This window comes from Serratia sp. K1WW1 (genome assembly GCF_055790865.1).
Map to the genome: position 1 here is coordinate 2,900,025 of NZ_CM147697.1, position 17,871 is coordinate 2,917,895.

Here is a 17,871-nt window from a genome sequence, read left to right on the forward strand (position 1 = left end):
GGATCGTTATGCCGGCTCTGTTTTGGTATCTAAAGGGGGTTTAATCGGCCAGCAGAAGCGGAAACTGGCGCCGCCCAAAGAGCTGGCCTCCACAAAGACCTGGCCTTGATAGGCCACGGCGATGGAATGCACGATCGCCAATCCAAGTCCGCAGCCGCCGGTAGCGCGATCGCGGCTGGGATCGAGGCGGACGAAGGGCTCGAATATCCGTTCGCGCTCTTCTGGCGGAATGCCAGGGCCATCGTCTTCCACCTGCAAGCATGCGGCGTCACCGTCAAACCACAGGCCGACGCGTAAACGCCGTTCGCTATAGCGCAGGCCATTGTTGACCAGGTTGTCTAACACGCGTTCCATCAGCCGCAGATCGACACCGCCAAAGTCACCGACATGCGGGATGTTCAGCTCAATGTCGCGCTCTGGGTGGATCAACTGGATATCGGCCACCTTATCCTGTAGCCAGCCGGGTAAATCGATAGGCTCAATATTCAAGGCTACCTGAGGCCGATCCAGACGCGCATAGGTCAATAGCTCGTCGATCAGGGATTCTAGCTGGCCGATATCCCGATTCAACGCCTGCTGCTCGCCGTCGGTGAGGTTATCGCTCATGGCCAACCGGTAGCGCAGGCGTACCAGCGGAGTCCGTAGCTCATGGGCAATACCGTCAATCAGCTGTTTTTTACTGACGATCAGCGTGTTGACGTTATCGGCCATCTGATTAAAGGCAACGCCAAGCCGGTAAAGGCTCGAGGTGGGCACAAAGTGTGTACGTTCATCGAGATGCCCGGCTCCCAGACGTTGGGCGGCATTTTCCAGTTTCAGCAAGTCTTGCCAATGCGGGCGCATCCACAGGAACACCGGTAGGGCCAGCGACAAGCCGATAAAAATCAGCAGCACCAAATCCAGGATGCGCATCTGGTGCAGATAAAACAGATAAGGGATGGGGCCAACGACCAGCACGTAGTGGCTACGGGGAATGCGCTGCATAAAGGTGTAGCGATCGTCCAGCGCAATAATCTCTCCCATGTGCAGACGCTTGGTGAGATCTTCATTCAGGTTCTGCTTACCGAGCGGCTCGATATGCAGTTTGAACGACAGGTTTAAATCCAGGGTGGCGATGGTTTTGTTCCAGTCCTTTAGCGGGATCTCCCGCAGCTCGCTGCGCATCAGATACAGCGAACTCTTCATCAGGTCGTCCATCGATTGGCGCCCGGCACGTTCGGCGGTGACCTTGTAAACCAGGCCAACCAGCATCGCCATTACTAGAAAGCAGACGAACAGCAGTAAAAAGAACTGCACGAACAGTTTTCTCATTGTTGCACCGATGCCCAGGCGTTGGGGGCAAACAGATAGCCTTTGTTGCGCACGGTCTTGATGCGAAACGGCTCCAGGGCATTGTCATACAGCTTGCGGCGCAGGCGTGAGATGGCCACATCGATGCTGCGATCCATACCGTCGTAGCTGACGCCGCGCAGGTTTTGCAGCAACGCTTCACGGGCCATGATCTGCCCGGCATGGGTCGCCAGCTCCCACAGCAGATCGAAATCCGAGGTGGAAAGGGTGACGATCTCTTCCCCGAGTGTCACCTGGCGGTTGACCGGATCGATGCACAGCAAACCAAAATGCACGGCATTATGTTGGGTGATGTTCTGCGTTTGCTCTTCTTTGGGCTGGTTGCCACTGTGTTGACGCAGGTGCAAACGCAGGCGAGCCAGCAGCACCGCAGGTGGCGTGGTTTTCAGGATGTAGTCATGCGCACCCATTTCCAATGACAGGATGTGATTCATATCGCTATCCAGCGAGGTGAGCAACACGATCGGGCCTGGATAAACCGGGCGCAGATCGCGGCACAGCGTCATGCCGTCCTTGCCGGGTAGCATGATATCCAACAGCACCAGGTCTGGCTGTTCCCGCTCAATACAGGCCTGTGCCGTATCGCCGCGGGGTTCGATGATGACGTCGATGTCATGTTTGCCCAGATAGGCGGCAATCAGTTTGCCAACCTCAGGATCGTCTTCTACAAAAACAATTTTAGTCATAATAGGGTGGTTTTATAGGAAAAACGGCATCCAGCATAGCGCGCTGCTCGGTGTTGCGCCATGCCGATTATTCAGCGCAGCGGTCGCCCGCCATCCACGCTGTGAGTACGCCCGGTGACGTAGCGGCTGCTCATCAGATAATCCACCAGATTGACCACTTCGCTTTCCCCTGGGGCAATCTGCATCAGGGATTTTCTCAATGCCTGCTGACGATAGGCTTCATCATCACCGGTGTTGAACATGATCAGCGCCGGGGCGATAGCATTCACTTTGACTTCGGGGGCCAGCTTGCGGGCAAAGGAACGGGTCATATTATCCAGCGCGGCCTTGCTGGCGGCATAGGCAATGTGCTTGTCGCTGCCTTTCTCCACCACATAATCCGTCAGGTGGATGATATCGGCACCGGCTTGCCCTTGGCCAAGCAGGCAGGGTTCCAGCAGTTGGTTTAGCAGGTAGGGCGTGTAAACGTGGATCTGGAGCATCGAAGCCATCACCTGTTCCGGCGGAGTATCGGCCGATTCTGCCAACCAGGCACTGGCGTTATGGATCACGGCACGCAGCTTTGGGGCGACCTGTTTCACCTGATCGGCAAAACGATAGATCCCTTCGTGGGCAGAGAAGTCGCCCTGCAGGCAGATCGCACCAAGGTCTTGGAGTTCGGCTAACGCCGGGTATTCACTGCGATAGGCAATAATGACCGGAACGCCCCGTTGTAAGAACGACTTGGCCAGAGCCAGCCCAATTCTGCGGGCACCGCCGGTGATCAACACAGGGGCCGAATTGTGAGAGACCATCGAGTAAAGCTCCTGAGCAAACTGGCAAACATTAAGGTAATTATGCCATTATACGTCAGAAAGCGGATAACGCTTGCCATCGATGACATTTCAGCACTGGCCACCAGAAGGGTAACGAAGATGAACAACGATCATCTTGCATTCGTCGCGCGCAGTGAGAGAGTCTGTTTTGACTACACCCATTTTTTATCCGCCTCCTGCAAGAAGCAGTGGCGCTTTATCGATGCAATCTATGGCGTGATGCCCATTTTTGGCATGGTAGTGAAATCGCGCGTGGCAGACTCACGCTCACGTCAGGATCAGTTGAAAGAGTTGGCGTTACAGGTGGTTTCGACGCAGGTCAGCGATGAGGTCAACATTATTCGCCTGATCGATCTGGCCCGGCAGCAGCAGTTGGTGGTGTTTGATATTCAACTGCCGTATGCGCTGGCGGCGGAGCAGTTGGTCGCCATTGAGAAAGAGTGCGGTGAATCGGTGGTAGTGACGCAGGTGGGTGAGAGGATCACCATTAACGCCCAACCGGTGCCTGGCAATTAACCGGGTGAGGCCACCCGGTTAATTGAGTCGATCAATGCAACATAAACCATCCGGCCGGGAGGGTTGCGGCCAACAGCAGCATAACGGTGCTTTTCTCTAGCCGGTTGAGCAATTTCACATTCTGATGTCCACTGCGGGCATACATAAACACCAGCAAGCCAGGTGCATACAGCAGCACCGACATCAACAGATGCATCAGACCTGAAGCATAGAGTAGCCACAGCCCATACAGGCAGGCACCGCTGGCTGCGAAAATCAGCCGCTTGTCTTGCCGCTGACGGGCCACCTTGAACAGGAATGCTCCCACCAGGAAATACGGCACCAGGATCATCTCGGAAGCAATGGTCAGCAGCGAGTTGTAGTTGCTGCCGGTCAGCCAGATAATCACCAGCGCAATTTGCACCGCACCATTGGTCAACCACAAAGAGGCGGATGGGGCGTGGTTCTGGTTTTGCTTGCGGAAAATTTTGGGGAATGCGCCGTGTTGAGCGGCCAGCAGAGGCACTTCGGCCGCCATGATGGTCCAGCTCAGGTAGGCCCCGCAAACCGAAACGATCAGGCCAGTGGCGATGATCACATCACCCCAAGGGCCGATCAGGTCAACCATCAGCACCGCCATTGACGGGTTACGCATTTCAGCCAGCTCACTGCGTGGCACCACGCCGAGCGACAGCAGGGTGATCACCAGATACACCGCCAAAGCGGAAATCACGGCCAGCATGGTGGCGCGGCCAACGTCCTTTTTCTGCCGGGCACGGGCGGAAACTACCACAGCACCTTCAACACCGATAAACACCCACAGGGTGATCAGCATGGTGTCTTTAACCTGCTGCCAAACTGGCGTACCAAGAGCAACGCCGTGGAAATCCAGCGTGAAGGTATCCATGCGGAACGCGATAGCGGCCAGCACGGCAAACAGGCCGAGCGGCAGCAACTTGGCGAGGGTGGCCACCAGATTGATGCTGGCCGCCGTTTGCACGCCGCGCAATACCAAGGCGTGGACGATCCACAGCAACAAGGATTCGGCGATCAACGCCTGCCAGGTGTTGCCATCGCCCAGGATCACCGTGCCGCTGCGGTCTGTAAACAGGCTTAGTGCAGCAAACACGATCACCAGATAAGAAACGTTGGCGATCACCGCACACAGCCAGTAACCCCACGCAGAGCAGAAACCCACCAGTTCGCCAAAGCCTTCTTTGGCGTAGGTGAAGATGCCACCATCCAGGTCGGGGCGCAGGCGGGTCAGTAACAACATGGCAAACGCCAGGAACAGAATGCCGACGCCGGTGATGGCCCAACCAATCAGCAAGGCCGCCGGGCTGGCAACCTCGGCCATATTCTGCGGCAGGCTAAAGACGCCTGCGCCCAGCATTGAGCTGAGCACCAAGGCGGTTAACGCGGTAAGACCAAGTTTTCTTTCCAATGATGGATCCCGAGACAGAATAAACAACTATGCGTTCCGTGCAGGCCAGCCATAACGTCATGGCAATTACCGCAAGGGCAGGTAATGAAGCTAAAAATTGGCGCAAATTCTAAGGGGAGATGCTTGCGGATGCAATGATTGGTTATGCGCAATGGATAAAAACTTATTCAGCAGCGGCATAAAAAAAGGCTGCACGGTGGCAGCCCTTCGATCAAGGTGACAGCGGGGATTATTTGAACAGATCGGCGCTGACGGTCAGGTTGCCGCCGCTCTTGTTCTGCCACTGGCGGGTCACATGGTAGTACTTGGCGCCTTTCTCTGCGGCACGTTTCGCCACTTCGGTAGAGACGTCGGTCATGCTGTTGAAGTGGCCGGTAAAGGTCACGGAATCAAACGGCACCATCTGCGCGGCGGTGACGTTGTTCACTTCCTGGATCTTGGTGCCGTTCGGCAGAGTTACAGTGTAACGCTGGCCGGTAGAGGTTTGAGTTTCGAAGAAGCGGCCAACGTCGCGGGCTGGTGAGCCGGAAGAGGCAACGCCAGGGATCTCGACCTTGGCGGCTTCTGCACCACCGGCTGCCAACATGGCTTTACCGGCTTCAGAATCGGCAGGCACGGCATCCGGGCTCTGCACCACACGTTTCGGCGCATCGGCTTTATAGACGTAAGCGGTGATGAACTGGTTGCCGCCCTGGTTGGCATCCACCTGACGCACGATAAAGAACGAGGCAGCGCCTTTCTTCTGTGCGGCTTTGGAGATGGCGTCGTTGATGTCTGGCTGGCTGCGGTAGAAGCCGCTGACGGTCACGGTATCGTAAGGTTCAAGCAGGAAGGCTTCGTCTTTCGGCAGCTCTTTCACGCCGTTAATCACGCGGTATTTGGTCTCTTTGCTGACTTCTGGGGCATCTTTATGATAGACGTCTGCGGTAACGCGCCAGTTGCCGCCATTGTTGCTGTTGTTGATGTCCTGGATATAGAAGGCGTCGGCCCCCATTTTATCTGCACGGCGGGATACGGCATCGGCAGCTTCGTTGATGGCAATAAAACGGCCGGTAATGGTGATGCGATCAAACGGCTTGATGGCCGCTGCTTTCTCAGGAGTTAACTCTTGCGCGGCATGCACAGACAGCGCAGTAAGTGATAACAAGGCTGATGCGATGATCGTGGTCTTCAGCTTCATAAAAAATCCTTTCGCCAAGCGCAGTAACGTTTATAACGTGCTGAACAGTTTAGGTGTAATTCAGCCGCAGATTATGCCATGTAACCTTGGCAGGTGTCTCAGCATTTTATGTGATGCGATGCGACAAAGCCGAGCCACACTAGATGAGCCACATTGAGCCAACAGGTTATAAGTTTCAATAATAAAGCGTTTAATCTCATTAATGTTAATTATTCACAATTTTATAACTTTTATGCTCGCCGTCCGCGGCTGACAGGAAATGGCTTAGGGCTGGTTCTGCACAATAGTGCGTTGAAAAGGGCCTTCCGGGCAGTTTTTGCATCCAGATTTGAGATTTGTCATAGCCTTAGCTGCATTTTTATGTAAAAACTGACGGGTAAACGTAAGCAATTATGGATCATCGATCACATTTTCAGTAGGTTATAGGTGGCACCTTAATTTGCTGACAGGCAAGGCTGATAAAAAACTTGCCAGCCGGTGCTATCGCTATGGGTAACACGATAATAAACATCATCAGAACAGGTGAGAAGGGAACATTATGCGTATTGGTGTACCAAGAGAACGGTTGGCCAATGAAGCCCGAGTTGCAGCAACGCCGAAAACGGTAGAACAACTGCTGAAACTGGGCTTTACCGTCGCGATCGAAAGCGCGGCGGGAAAACTGGCAAGCTTTGAAGATGCAGCTTATCAAGCCGCAGGGGCGACAATTACCGATACAGCCGATGTGTGGCAATCGGATCTGATCCTGAAGGTTAACGCACCTCTTGAGGAAGAAATTGCGTTAATGCGTGAAGGCAGTACGTTAGTCAGCTTTATCTGGCCTGCACAAAACCCAGAATTGATGGCGAAGCTGGCGGCCCGCAACGTGACCGCTATGGCCATGGATTCCGTGCCACGTATTTCACGTGCGCAGTCCCTGGATGCGCTGAGCTCAATGGCCAATATCGCCGGTTATCGCGCTATCGTTGAGGCGGCGCACGAATTCGGGCGTTTCTTCACCGGCCAGATCACCGCCGCCGGTAAAGTTCCCCCGGCCAAAGTGATGATCATTGGTGCTGGGGTTGCTGGCTTGGCCGCTATCGGTGCGGCTGGTAGCCTGGGGGCGATCGTTCGCGCCTTCGACACCCGCCCGGAAGTGAAAGAGCAAGTGCAGAGTATGGGCGCAGAATTCCTCGAGCTGGACTTTGAGGAAGAAGCAGGCAGCGGCGATGGCTATGCCAAAGTGATGTCTGAAGCCTTTATCAAAGCGGAAATGGCGTTGTTTGCCGCTCAGGCAGAGGAAGTGGACATTATCGTGACCACGGCGCTGATCCCTGGCCGCCCGGCACCAAAGCTTATTACCAAAGAGATGGTGGCTTCCATGAAGCCGGGCAGCGTGATTGTCGATCTGGCCGCGCAAACCGGTGGCAACTGTGAGCTGACCGTGGCCGATCAGGTGACCGTTACCGAAAACGGCGTGAAGATTATCGGTTATACCGATCTGCCAAGCCGCTTGCCGACGCAGTCCTCACAGCTATACGGCACCAACCTGGTGAACCTGCTGAAGCTGTTGTCGAAAGAGAAAAACGGCGAAATCGATATCGATTTTGAAGACACCGTCATCCGCGGCGTGACCGTAGTTCGCGATGGCGAAGTTACCTGGCCAGCACCACCGATCCAGGTATCCGCCCAGCCGAAGCAGGCTGCCGCCGCACCAATCGAGAAAGTTGAAAAGAAACCAACCTCACCAATGGTGAAATACGGCCTGATCGCACTGGCGATCATCCTGTTTGGCTGGTTTGCCAATTCGGCGCCGAAAGAGTTCCTGTCTCACTTTACCGTGTTTGCGCTGGCCTGCGTGGTGGGTTACTACGTGGTCTGGAACGTCAGCCATGCATTGCATACCCCGTTGATGTCGGTCACTAACGCGATCTCAGGGATTATCGTGGTCGGTGCGTTGTTGCAGATTGGTCATGGCGGCTGGGTGAGTTTCCTCTCCTTTGTCGCGGTACTGATCGCCAGCATCAACATTTTTGGTGGATTCACCGTCACTCAGCGCATGCTGAAGATGTTCCGCAAAAACTAAGGGGTAGCAAAAATGTCTGGTGGATTAGTTACAGCTGCATACATTGTTGCCGCTATTCTGTTTATTTTCAGCCTGGCCGGTCTTTCGCGCCATGAAACGTCCAAGCAGGGCAACCTGTTCGGCGTGGCTGGGATGGCGATCGCGCTGATCGCCACCATCCTCGGGCCGGATTCCGGTAACGTGGGTTGGATCATTATCGCGATGATCATCGGTGGTTCCATCGGCGTGTATCTGGCCAAGAAGGTCGAAATGACCGAAATGCCGGAACTGGTGGCGGTGCTGCACAGCTTCGTGGGTCTGGCTGCGGTGCTGGTCGGCTTCAACAGCTACCTGGATCACGGCACGGTCGCCATGGAGCCGGTGATGGAAAATATCCATCTTACCGAAGTGTTCCTCGGCATCTTTATCGGTGCGGTGACCTTTACCGGCTCTATCGTGGCCTTTGGCAAACTGCGCGGCATTATCTCTTCCAAGCCGCTGATGTTGCCTAACCGTCACAAGCTGAACCTGGCTGCCCTGGTGGTTTCCTTCCTGCTGATGGTGCTGTTCGTGCGTACCAACAGCGTTGGTTGGGAAGTGTTCGCACTGTTGATCATGACCGTGATTGCTCTTGGCTTCGGCTGGCATCTGGTTGCGTCAATCGGTGGGGCAGACATGCCGGTGGTAGTGTCGATGCTGAACTCCTACTCCGGTTGGGCAGCAGCGGCGGCAGGCTTTATGCTGAGCAACGATCTGCTGATCGTGACCGGTGCGCTGGTCGGTTCTTCCGGTGCGATCCTGTCGTACATCATGTGTAAGGCGATGAACCGTTCGTTTATCAGCGTGATTGCCGGTGGTTTTGGTACCGATGGTTCCTCAACCGGCGACGCAGAAGAAATGGGCGAATACCGCGAAACCACGGCGGAAGAAGTGGCCGAACAGCTGCGTAACTCCACTTCGGTGATCATCACCCCAGGCTACGGCATGGCGGTGGCGCAGGCGCAGTATCCGGTTGCGGAAATCACCGAGAAGCTGCGTGCGCGCGGTATCAAGGTGCGCTTTGGTATTCACCCGGTGGCGGGTCGTTTACCGGGCCACATGAACGTGCTGCTGGCGGAAGCCCGTGTGCCGTACGATGTGGTGCTGGAAATGGACGAGATCAACGATGATTTCCCGGACACTGATACCGTCCTGGTCATTGGTGCCAACGACACGGTGAACCCGGCGGCGTTGGAAGATCCGCGCAGCCCAATCGCTGGTATGCCTGTGCTGGAAGTGTGGAAAGCGCAAAACGTTATCGCGTTCAAACGCTCGATGAATACCGGCTATGCCGGTGTGCAGAACCCGCTGTTCTTTAAAGAGAACACCCAGATGCTGTTTGGCGATGCCAAGGCCAGCGTGGAAGCGATCCTGCGCGCGCTGTAATATCTCTGTAGGAAAAACACAATGCCAGCCACTTCACAGCGGCTGGCATTTTTTTATCGAACTGACCCCTCACCCTAACCCTTATGTCTTGATCTTCTCCGCCTTAGCGGAGAAGATCCCCGACTGATCATCGGGAGATAGTTGGTGAGCTCCTCCTAACCCTAGTGCCTATGAGCCCGTGGGAGAGATTGTGCCCCAACTGTCTATTTCCCTGTCGCCTTGTAGACCGAACGGTATCCTGTGCCTATGAGCACCCACATATAAGGATGGTCCGGCGATAAATTACAGACATGGTTATGGAGTGCCATAATGCGCAGAACCCCTGTCGGCGTTGATATCGCCAAACTCAAGTTTGATGTCGCCGTACTGCTGGAAAATCAGAAGTATAAAACCAAAAAGTTTGCCAATACCCCTTCTGGATGCCGCGAGTTCGCGGCCTGGTTGAGCCGCTTTGGCGACTGTCATGTCTGCATGGAAGCCACTGGGAGCTACAGCACGGAACTGGCCACTTATCTGGCAGACAACAACTACCACGTCAGTCTGATGAACCCGGCGTGTATCCATTCCTTCGGCAATACAGAACTGACCCGGAACAAAACGGACAAAAGCGATGCAGCGATGATAGCCCGCTACTGCGCACTGCATCAGCCTGACCCGTGGTTCCCAGCCCCATTGAGCGAACGCCAGTTGACCGCGTTGGTCAGGCATCTTAAGAACCTGGAAGAGATGCGTCAGATGGAAGAAAATCGCCTGGAGGTGGCAGAAGCGGTCATCGTCCCTTCACTCAATGAACACATCGCCACGTTGGATGAACTGATACGAGAAACGAAGAAGAGAATCAGTCAGCACATCGATGATAACCCTGACCTGAAACGGGACAGCGAGTTGCTAAAAAGCATCCCAGGGGTGGGAGAGATGCTGAGCTCCAGCCTGCTGGCCTTTGCTGGAAACCTGCGTCGGTTCACCAGCAGCAAGGCCCTGGTGGCGTACGCAGGACTGAATCCACAGCGATGTGAGTCGGGGATGTTTAAAGGGAAAAGCCGGTTATCGAAAGTGGGACACAGTGAGCTACGAAGCGCGTTATACATGCCAGCGGTAGTAGCAGGCCAATACAATGTTGTGGTTAAGGACTTGACAGAAAGGCTGAAGTTGCGTGGGAAGTCGGGCAAAGAGAGAGTGTGTGCGGCGATGCGAAAACTGCTGCAACTGGCCTATGGTGTGGTGAAATCAGGAAAGGTATTTAATGCGGAAATACCGCTTGCCGGATAGCCGACAAGACGGTATCTCTCCCACAGGGAGAGGGGACCGATCGAGTTGGGCTGAAAGTGTAGTAACTCACTTTGAATGAGTGACGATTGAGTGTGTTTGAAATTGTAGTAACTCACTTTGAATGAGGACCGATCCAGTGTGTTTGAAATTGTGGTAACTCACTTTGAATGAGGACCGTTCGAGAGTGTTTGAAATTGTGGCAACTCACTTTGAATGAGGACCGATCGAGTGTGTTTGAAATTGTGGTGACTCACTTTGAAGGAGGACCGTTCGAGAGTGTTTGAAATTGTGGCAACTCACTTTGAATGAGGACCGATCGAGTGTGTTTGAAATTGTGGTGACTCACTTTGAAGGAGGACCGTTCGAGAGTGTTTGAAATTGTGGTAACTCACTTTGAATGAGGACCGATCGAGTGTGTTTGAAATTGTGGTGACTCACTTTGAAGGAGGAGCGATCGAGTTTGCCGAGATAACCACTTTACTTGCAAAAGAGTAGGGGCTAACAGCTCCCTCTCCCTGTGGGAGAGGGTTGGGGTGAGGGGATGCTATTGGCCGTAATAGGCGTTCTTGCCGTGCTTACGCAGGTAATGCTTATCCAACAGCACCTGCTGCATGTTGCCAATCCCCGGCGTCAACTGCCGTGAAAAAATCCCCATATAAGCAATTTCTTCCAGTACGACCGCATTGTGAACCGCGTCATGCGCATCTTTGCCCCAGGCAAACGGCCCGTGGGCGTTGACCAGCACCGCTGGGATGGCGCTTGGGCTGATGCCGCGCTGGCGGAAGGTTTCAATAATCACTTTGCCGGTATCCAGTTCATAATCGTGCTCGATTTCATCTGCGGTCATCAACCGGGTACAAGGGATCGCGCCGTAGAAATAGTCGGCATGAGTGGTGCCCCAGGCAGGGATATCCAGCCCGGCCTGTGCCCAGATAGTGGCATGGCGTGAATGGGTATGCACGATGCCGCCGATGTCGGCAAACTCCCGGTACAGGGCCAGATGAGTAGCGGTGTCTGAAGAGGGCTTCTTGCTGCCCTCAACTCGTTGGCCATCGGCCAGATTGACTACCACCATATCCTCCACCTGCATATGCGCATATTCCACGCCGGAAGGCTTGATCACCACCAACCCACGTTCACGGTCAACGGCGCTGACGTTCCCCCAGGTAAAGGTCACCAGCTTGTGGCGAGGGAGGTCGAGGTTGGCCTCCAAAACCTGCTGTTTAAGCTGTGACAGAGTTAGCATGTCATTCCTCCTTGCTGCATTTGTTGTTCAATCCAACGGCGGGCTTGCACGATCTCGGCAACTGGTTCGTCGGCCTTTTCGGTCCACATCTCAATCAGGAAAGCGCCGCGATAGTTGAGCTGCTTCAGCGTGCGGAACAGGGCGACAAAATCCACACAGCCTTCACCGAATGGCACATCGCGGAACTGGCCCGGTGACGTCTCAGTGACCGGGAAGGTGTCTTTGAGGTGAATGGCCGCGATACGGTCAATGCCAAGCTGCAATTCTTGCGCTACGTCGTTACCCCAGGCGCTAAGGTTGCCAACGTCTGGATATACCGTGAACCAAGGGGAAGCCAGTAGGGAGTCCCAGCTTTTCCACTTGCTGATGGAACTCATGAATTCGGTATCCATAATTTCGACCGCCAGCATCACCTGTGCGGCAGCGGCACGTTCCACCGCCCATTGCATACCCTCGGTAAAGCGGGCGAGAGTTCCTTCGTCCTGCTGCTCGTAATACACGTCATAACCCGCCAACTGAATGGTGCGAATGCCAACGTCCTTGGCCAGCTGGATCGCCTGTTCCATGATCAGATAAGCCTGTTGCCGCGTGGCCTCGTCATGGCTGCCGAACGGGAAACGGCGATGGCCAGAAAGGCACATCGAGGGGATGCTGATACCGGTTTCCAACATGGCGCTGACCAGCGAAAGACGCTGCTCTTTGCTCCAGCTCAGACGTGCCAGCCGCTCATCACTTTCATCGACCGACATCTCGACAAAATCAAAGCCGCAGGCCTTGGCCAATGCCAGCCGCTCCGGCCAGCTCAGGTGTTTCGGCAGCGCTTTTTCGTAAATTCCCAACGGATGCTGGCGCATATCAAGATCTCCAAATGTCATCAATGGCGGTATGAAACTGACGTGCGGCCACCACCGGATCGGCAGCCTCGGCCAGCGCACGCCCGGCAATAAACGCCGTCACGGCGATGTCTTTAAACAGCGGCAAATCGGCCGGGACGATCCCGCCGGTAACCGAAAGCTCAATCCCCAGATCGGACAGCGCCTTCATGGTGTCCAGATCCTGTTGGCCCCAGGTTTGCCCACTGGCCTGAGCATCGCGGCCACGGTGGTAAATCGCCTGTTTGATGCCCAGATTGCGCCAGGCTTTGGCATCTTCCAGCGTCCAGCGGCCAAACAGTTCGATCTGGATTTCACCCCGGTAGCGCTCCGCCACCTCCAACGCGCTAGCCATGGTGGCCAGGGGAGCTGCGCATATCACGGTCATCCAGTTGGCTCCCTGCGAAAAAGCCTGTTCGGCCAGGGTCGCTCCGGCATCGGCCACCTTCAGATCGGCGACCAGCGTATGTTGCGGGCAACGTTCACGCAGGGCGCTCACTGCCTGGATCCCGGCGCTGATGCATAAAATGGTGCCAGCCTCGATGATGTCGACGTACGGATGCAGACGGTCGACCGTTTGCAGAGCGGCATCCAGCCGGGTGTGATCGAGCGCCAGTTGCAGGCGCGGTTTGATGGTCATAAAGCCTCCTGAAAGTCGCCGTGTTGCAGCGTTTGTAGCGTGGCAACCAGCGCCTGATAACGTTGGTATTTGCGGTGGTAAGCATCCTGAGCGGCGGGATCGGGCAGAACGGTTTCGATGCGTGGAGCCAATGCCCGCTGCGCGGCGGCAAAGCCGCTGAAAGCACCGGTGCCCACCATGGCAGCCATCGCTGCACCTAAACAGCCGGTTTCCTCCACCTGCGGCAGCTCGACCGGTAAGCCACTGACGTCGGCAAACATTTGCATCCAGGGTGCCGATTTAGCAGGCCCCCCGGTGACACGCAGTGCTGTGGTCTGGGGGAAACGTTGCCGCATACGGTTCAGGTGAGTCATATGGCAGAACACCACGCCCTCGAAAATCGCCTGTACCAGGTGTTCTCGTTGATGGAAGGCCTGGATGCCGTAGAAGTTGGCACTCAATCCCAGCCCGGCGTTGGAGCCATAAAGGAAGGGGGCAAACAGCAACTGGCTGCCAGCCTTGGGTAGCTCAGCCACCCAACGGTTGAGCTGCGCGTAGTCGTGCAGGTCCCATTGCTGGCAAAACCACTCCAGATTAGCAGCGGAGGTAGGGCTGGCTTCGTGGACGATGTATTTGCCTTGCTCGGCATGGCGGCCATAAACGAACGGATAGCCGGAGTCGGAAGCGATCGTTGCGGTGATCCCGCTGGTGACCGACCATGTGCCCATCACCGCATTGAGTCGGGTTTCATCCTGCAGCCCGGCACAGAGTGCGGTGGATACCACGTCAAACAAACCGCCCACCACCGGGGTGCCGACTTGCAAGCCGGTCAACGCTGCGGCTTCAGCACTAACGCGCCCGGCGATCTCGGCAGAACCGACAATCGGCGGTAGGGCTGGCACGATCTCGTCGATGCCAAGCAACTGTGCCAGCGCCGGGTCATAACAGCCGCGCTCCATCTGATACAGGTTGGATTCGGAGATATTGGTTTCTTCACAGGCCAGTTCGCCCGTCAGGCAGTAGCGCAGGTAGTCATGCGCCATCAGCACGCTGCCAATCTGGGCGTAGCGCTCGGGTTGATGCTGCTTGATCCAGCGCAGCAGCGAAACCGGATGGCCGGTCCATAACGTCTGGCGAGTTTGCTCGTACAGGGCTTGCGGCATGCCCGCTTGTTGCCAGGCCATCACCTGGGCCAGTGCCCGTTGATCGGAAGACAGAATGGCGTTGCCCAGCGGTTTCCCCTGTTTATCCAACAGGAACACGCCTTTGCCCTGGGCCGAAATTCCCAGCCCCTGAACGGCTGCCGCGGTGATACCGTTGTGTTCCAACACCTCACGGATCACGCTGGCGGCGGTTTGCCATAGCGCGGGCATATCCCGCTCCGCCCAACCAGGCTGTGGGGCAACAATTGCCAGATTACGGCGGGCAATGCCCAGTTCTTTACCCTCGGCATCATACAATCCGGCCTTGATAAAGGTGCCGCCGCAATCGAGCCCGAGCCAGTATTTCATTGCTCACTCCCGGCGACCTGGTCGCATCTGTTGGGTAACATCAGCGCCAGCATTGCGGCGATCGCCAGTGAGGCTGCCAGGCTATAGACGCCAACGTCCTTGTTGAACAGAGTGATCAGCACACCGACCATATAAGGGCCGCAGAAACCGCCGAGGTTGCCCAAGGCATTGATCACACCACGTGCGCCACCGGCCACTTCGGCGTTGAATAATTTGGGAGGAATAGTCCAGAACACGCCTGCGGCCGCCTGAATAAACACGCCGCAACCGACTAACGCGGCATAAGACCACCAGATGTGATCTTTCAGCAGTACGGAAAGCGCCATGCAAATCGCAAAGCAGGCCAGCGGCAGGGCAACGAACACTTTGCGTTTACCGGTACGATCGGACAAGGTGGAAACGATCAGCATGCCAAAAATGGCACCAATGTAGGGCAGCACGGCAAGCCAGCCCACCTGTTCCATATTGCCGTTGGTCAGGCCCTTCAGAATGGTGGGCAGCCACAGGGTGTAGCCGTAGATCCCGGTTTGGTAGAAGAAGTTAACCAGGATCAGTTGCCACATGATCCGGTCGCCCAGCACGCGCCGCAGCGAAGCATTGCGCACCGTTTTGCCTTTGATCAGCAGTTGTTCGTCATGCAGGGTTTTGATCAGGTAGTCTTTTTCAGCCTGTGAAATCCACTTGGCTTCCTGCGGGCGGTTGCTGATGGTGAAACACCACAACGCCATCACCACCAGTGACAGGCCACCTTCCACCAGGAACAGCATGCGCCAGTCCCAGGCGGTGATGATCCAGCCGGAGAGCGGGGCGGTGAGGATACCGGCGATCGGCACGAACATGATCACGATGGCATTGGCGCGCCCACGTTCCTTGTCCGGGAACCAGTTGCTGATCATGGTCAGCACCACCGGCAGCATACCGCCTTCAGAAACGCCGAGGGCAAAGCGCAGGAACAGCAGTTGGTATTGATTGGTCACCAAACCGGTCAGCACCGAGATCACCGCCCAGGCCAGCAGCGACCAGCCAATAAACTTTTTGCCGTTACCGTTAACCGCCAGCTTGCCGCCGGGCACTTGCAGGAACAGATAACCGATAAAGAAGATGCCGCCCGCCAAGCCGGCCATGGAGGCGGTGATCCCCAATTCGGCGTCCATGCCGCCAGGCATGGCGAAGGCGATATTAACGCGGTCCATATAAGAAATAATGCAGGTAATCAGAATAGGCGGCACAATTCTCAGCCAGCGTAATTTGGGTATGGCCTGACTTTGGCTAACAGCAACAGAAGCAGTATTCATGTTATTGATACCTTCGCATAAGTAGGGTGCTCGGAATAAATCCGTATTATTGTTTACCGTTTTATGGGTATTATGTGATGTTCTATCTTATTGGTGTCGTAATTAGGCCGCTGCTTAACGCCAAGGCGTTGATACCATCCTTGATAATAGCGATCCGTTGTTCAACACTCTCTTGTGCCGAGGTGGACAGTAATTTGATACCTGCATAGTTTAATTCTGCCAGCGGAGCCTGATTAAATAATTGCCGCGCACTGTCCAGCGTCATTAATGATTCATGGCAAACATAATGACTCCCATCGAATGGGGCAAAGGGTGCATGCGTATCCTCCCATTCGCCATAAGCACCGTGGCTGGCAGTGCCGGAGAACATCAGGGCGCTCAATAACCCTGCCTGTTGACACTGTTTCACCTGTTGTAAAGGCAGGAGGTCATTATGCCCCTCAATAGCAGAGCGGCCCCAGTTGATGGCCAGGGTTAGCGTATCGCCAAAGTGGCGGTTAATCGCCTGTGCCGCGATGATCTCATCTTCCAGCGTCAGGAAGGCTTTGCGTGGCATGGGCCCGGTCAGTGCATCGCAGTGCTCAATCACCAAATCACATTCCCAGTGCCAACCGGCAATGTCTTCCAACGAGGCAATGAAGGCCTGCCGCGCCGCGGCACTGTCTTTTTCCTGCCGGTTGGGGGCCGATTGAAGCTCCAGGGCTACCACCTGTTGGCGACCGGCGCGATCGTTGGTGCGCTTAACTTTGTCATGTATTGAACGGATATAATCCACCGCTGCCTGGCGCTCCTCCTCATTACGGGCGGCGAGGCCAAAATCCCGCCCGCTGCCGCGTCGTTGCATGGTCCCCATTACTGCTGTAAGCACCAGTTGCCAGTGGCTGGGGATCTGCTTAAGCAAGAAATCGTCACCATAAGGATGCAGTTCGTCCAGGCAAGGCTGCTCCAGCCCACGGATCAGCGGCAGTTCAGCCAGCCGGTCCCAGAATTGAACTTCCTTCTCACGTTCGAGCTGATGAAATGAAGGGGCGCAAGGATAAGCACCAATAATAAAGCCCGGCGTTGTGTTTTCCATATTTTTCACCTGATATTATCGCAATCAATGAAACGGCTAAATTCACGTTATGAGACAGTCTTTATTTCATCGTGCTGGAAAGTAATGTTATCGGTATTTTCACTACCACCTTTCTGATATTGCAGGGTGTTTGATTAATACAGGCAGGACGATGGACATCCTGCGGGTAAAATACCGCAAAATTACCGGGCTGCATGGTTAACCAGGATTCGTCTTCTACGTCCTGATAGAAAATAATGTCACGCTGCGCTAATAATTCCTGATGAATAACGTTATTTCCTCTGTCTGCCGCAACGCCTATTAATTCAGTGCCGCTTACCAGGAACTGCACGTCGATATTTTTACGGTGTACTTCAGGGCGCAATTCATCTTTATGTTGCGTGTGAAGATCCAGCACCTGCACCACATAACCGGTTTGCGGATCCTCATAACGCCCGGCAGACAGGGCGGTAAAGTCGGTGTTCTGCAAATAGGCCACGGCTTTGGCAATCGCCGGGGGATAGTGTTCTGCTGCCGTATGGGCAATATGGCCGAAGATCATAAAC

Annotated in this window: 16 protein-coding genes; 4 read left to right on the forward strand and 12 right to left on the reverse strand. The window is 55.2% G+C overall.

The window, feature by feature from the left end:
• Positions 1–6: 6 nt before the first annotated feature.
• From rstB to folM, 3 genes are all read right to left on the reverse strand, one after another.
• Positions 7–1,311, reverse strand: coding sequence for a two-component system sensor histidine kinase RstB (gene rstB, locus ACX9GU_RS13215; RefSeq protein ID WP_473195049.1), 1,305 nt, complete (start codon positions 1,309–1,311; stop codon positions 7–9).
• On the reverse strand, positions 1,308–2,036 hold the full coding sequence (rstA, locus tag ACX9GU_RS13220; protein WP_473195050.1) for a two-component system response regulator RstA: 729 nt from the start codon (positions 2,034–2,036) through the stop codon (positions 1,308–1,310). Before rstA ends, rstB begins: the two co-directional genes overlap by 4 nt.
• A gap of 71 nt (positions 2,037–2,107) precedes the next feature.
• Positions 2,108–2,830: a dihydromonapterin reductase gene (gene folM, locus ACX9GU_RS13225; RefSeq protein ID WP_473195051.1), complete on the reverse strand. Its 723-nt coding sequence runs from the start codon at positions 2,828–2,830 to the stop codon at positions 2,108–2,110.
• A 120-nt stretch (positions 2,831–2,950) separates the two neighbouring features.
• Here folM and ACX9GU_RS13230 point away from each other — a divergent pair, with 120 nt between their 5' ends.
• Positions 2,951–3,367, forward strand: coding sequence for a hypothetical protein (locus ACX9GU_RS13230; RefSeq protein ID WP_473195052.1), 417 nt, complete (start codon positions 2,951–2,953; stop codon positions 3,365–3,367).
• A gap of 31 nt (positions 3,368–3,398) precedes the next feature.
• Here the strand turns inward: ACX9GU_RS13230 and ACX9GU_RS13235 are convergent, their stop codons facing one another.
• Both ACX9GU_RS13235 and ydgH read right to left on the reverse strand, forming a co-directional pair.
• A complete protein-coding gene (locus tag ACX9GU_RS13235; RefSeq protein WP_473195053.1) occupies positions 3,399–4,790 on the reverse strand; it encodes an amino acid permease in 1,392 nt (463 codons plus the stop codon).
• A gap of 229 nt (positions 4,791–5,019) precedes the next feature.
• A complete protein-coding gene (gene ydgH / locus ACX9GU_RS13240) occupies positions 5,020–5,970 on the reverse strand; it encodes a DUF1471 family protein YdgH (RefSeq protein ID WP_473195054.1) in 951 nt (316 codons plus the stop codon).
• Positions 5,971–6,508: 538 nt separating this feature from the next.
• Between ydgH and pntA the strand changes: the two genes are divergently transcribed.
• The 3 genes from pntA to ACX9GU_RS13255 all read left to right on the forward strand — a co-directional run bounded on the left by pntA (position 6,509) and on the right by ACX9GU_RS13255 (position 10,708).
• Entirely contained in the window at positions 6,509–8,035 is a 1,527-nt protein-coding gene (gene pntA / locus ACX9GU_RS13245; protein ID WP_121606935.1) for a Re/Si-specific NAD(P)(+) transhydrogenase subunit alpha, read from the forward strand.
• Positions 8,036–8,047: 12 nt separating this feature from the next.
• Positions 8,048–9,439, forward strand: coding sequence for a Re/Si-specific NAD(P)(+) transhydrogenase subunit beta (gene pntB, locus ACX9GU_RS13250; protein ID WP_021177867.1), 1,392 nt, complete (start codon positions 8,048–8,050; stop codon positions 9,437–9,439).
• A gap of 309 nt (positions 9,440–9,748) precedes the next feature.
• Positions 9,749–10,708: an IS110 family RNA-guided transposase gene (locus ACX9GU_RS13255; protein ID WP_473192326.1), complete on the forward strand. Its 960-nt coding sequence runs from the start codon at positions 9,749–9,751 to the stop codon at positions 10,706–10,708.
• Positions 10,709–11,252: 544 nt separating this feature from the next.
• Here ACX9GU_RS13255 and araD read toward each other — a convergent pair.
• The 7 genes from araD to ACX9GU_RS13290 all read right to left on the reverse strand — a co-directional run bounded on the left by araD (position 11,253) and on the right by ACX9GU_RS13290 (position 17,867).
• A complete protein-coding gene (gene araD / locus ACX9GU_RS13260) occupies positions 11,253–11,954 on the reverse strand; it encodes an L-ribulose-5-phosphate 4-epimerase (protein WP_074029148.1) in 702 nt (233 codons plus the stop codon).
• The gene (locus ACX9GU_RS13265; protein WP_414822331.1) at positions 11,948–12,808 is read right to left on the reverse strand and encodes an L-ribulose-5-phosphate 3-epimerase; all 861 of its coding nucleotides are present in this window, start codon (positions 12,806–12,808) and stop codon (positions 11,948–11,950) included. The genes araD and ACX9GU_RS13265 overlap by 7 nt, the downstream gene beginning before the upstream one ends.
• Position 12,809: 1 nt before the next feature.
• Positions 12,810–13,466 (reverse strand): 3-keto-L-gulonate-6-phosphate decarboxylase UlaD, encoded by a 657-nt coding sequence (ulaD, locus tag ACX9GU_RS13270; protein WP_473195055.1) that lies wholly within the window; start codon positions 13,464–13,466, stop codon positions 12,810–12,812.
• Positions 13,463–14,956 (reverse strand): FGGY-family carbohydrate kinase, encoded by a 1,494-nt coding sequence (locus ACX9GU_RS13275; protein ID WP_473195056.1) that lies wholly within the window; start codon positions 14,954–14,956, stop codon positions 13,463–13,465. Before ACX9GU_RS13275 ends, ulaD begins: the two co-directional genes overlap by 4 nt.
• Positions 14,953–16,251 (reverse strand): MFS transporter, encoded by a 1,299-nt coding sequence (locus ACX9GU_RS13280; RefSeq protein WP_218519305.1) that lies wholly within the window; start codon positions 16,249–16,251, stop codon positions 14,953–14,955. Before ACX9GU_RS13280 ends, ACX9GU_RS13275 begins: the two co-directional genes overlap by 4 nt.
• An 82-nt stretch (positions 16,252–16,333) precedes the next feature.
• Complete coding sequence (locus ACX9GU_RS13285) at positions 16,334–17,326, reverse strand: DUF4862 family protein (protein ID WP_473195057.1); 993 nt, start codon at positions 17,324–17,326, stop codon at positions 16,334–16,336.
• 61 nt (positions 17,327–17,387) lie between these two features.
• Positions 17,388–17,867: a NanQ anomerase/TabA/YiaL family protein gene (locus tag ACX9GU_RS13290; RefSeq protein ID WP_473195058.1), complete on the reverse strand. Its 480-nt coding sequence runs from the start codon at positions 17,865–17,867 to the stop codon at positions 17,388–17,390.
• Between the last annotated feature and the right edge of the window lie 4 nt (positions 17,868–17,871).

Coding starts and splice junctions, on each gene's coding strand:
- ACX9GU_RS13275 (WP_473195056.1), bottom strand. CDS start 14,956: ATGAAATACTGGCTCGGGCTCGATTGCGGCGGCACCTTTATCAAGGCC.
- ACX9GU_RS13255 (WP_473192326.1), top strand. CDS start 9,749: ATGCGCAGAACCCCTGTCGGCGTTGATATCGCCAAACTCAAGTTTGAT.
- rstA (WP_473195050.1), bottom strand. CDS start 2,036: ATGACTAAAATTGTTTTTGTAGAAGACGATCCTGAGGTTGGCAAACTG.
- ydgH (WP_473195054.1), bottom strand. CDS start 5,970: ATGAAGCTGAAGACCACGATCATCGCATCAGCCTTGTTATCACTTACT.
- ACX9GU_RS13280 (WP_218519305.1), bottom strand. CDS start 16,251: ATGAATACTGCTTCTGTTGCTGTTAGCCAAAGTCAGGCCATACCCAAA.
- pntA (WP_121606935.1), top strand. CDS start 6,509: ATGCGTATTGGTGTACCAAGAGAACGGTTGGCCAATGAAGCCCGAGTT.
- araD (WP_074029148.1), bottom strand. CDS start 11,954: ATGCTAACTCTGTCACAGCTTAAACAGCAGGTTTTGGAGGCCAACCTC.
- ACX9GU_RS13285 (WP_473195057.1), bottom strand. CDS start 17,326: ATGGAAAACACAACGCCGGGCTTTATTATTGGTGCTTATCCTTGCGCC.
- rstB (WP_473195049.1), bottom strand. CDS start 1,311: ATGAGAAAACTGTTCGTGCAGTTCTTTTTACTGCTGTTCGTCTGCTTT.
- ulaD (WP_473195055.1), bottom strand. CDS start 13,466: ATGACCATCAAACCGCGCCTGCAACTGGCGCTCGATCACACCCGGCTG.
- ACX9GU_RS13290 (WP_473195058.1), bottom strand. CDS start 17,867: ATGATCTTCGGCCATATTGCCCATACGGCAGCAGAACACTATCCCCCG.
- ACX9GU_RS13230 (WP_473195052.1), top strand. CDS start 2,951: ATGAACAACGATCATCTTGCATTCGTCGCGCGCAGTGAGAGAGTCTGT.
- folM (WP_473195051.1), bottom strand. CDS start 2,830: ATGGTCTCTCACAATTCGGCCCCTGTGTTGATCACCGGCGGTGCCCGC.
- pntB (WP_021177867.1), top strand. CDS start 8,048: ATGTCTGGTGGATTAGTTACAGCTGCATACATTGTTGCCGCTATTCTG.
- ACX9GU_RS13265 (WP_414822331.1), bottom strand. CDS start 12,808: ATGCGCCAGCATCCGTTGGGAATTTACGAAAAAGCGCTGCCGAAACAC.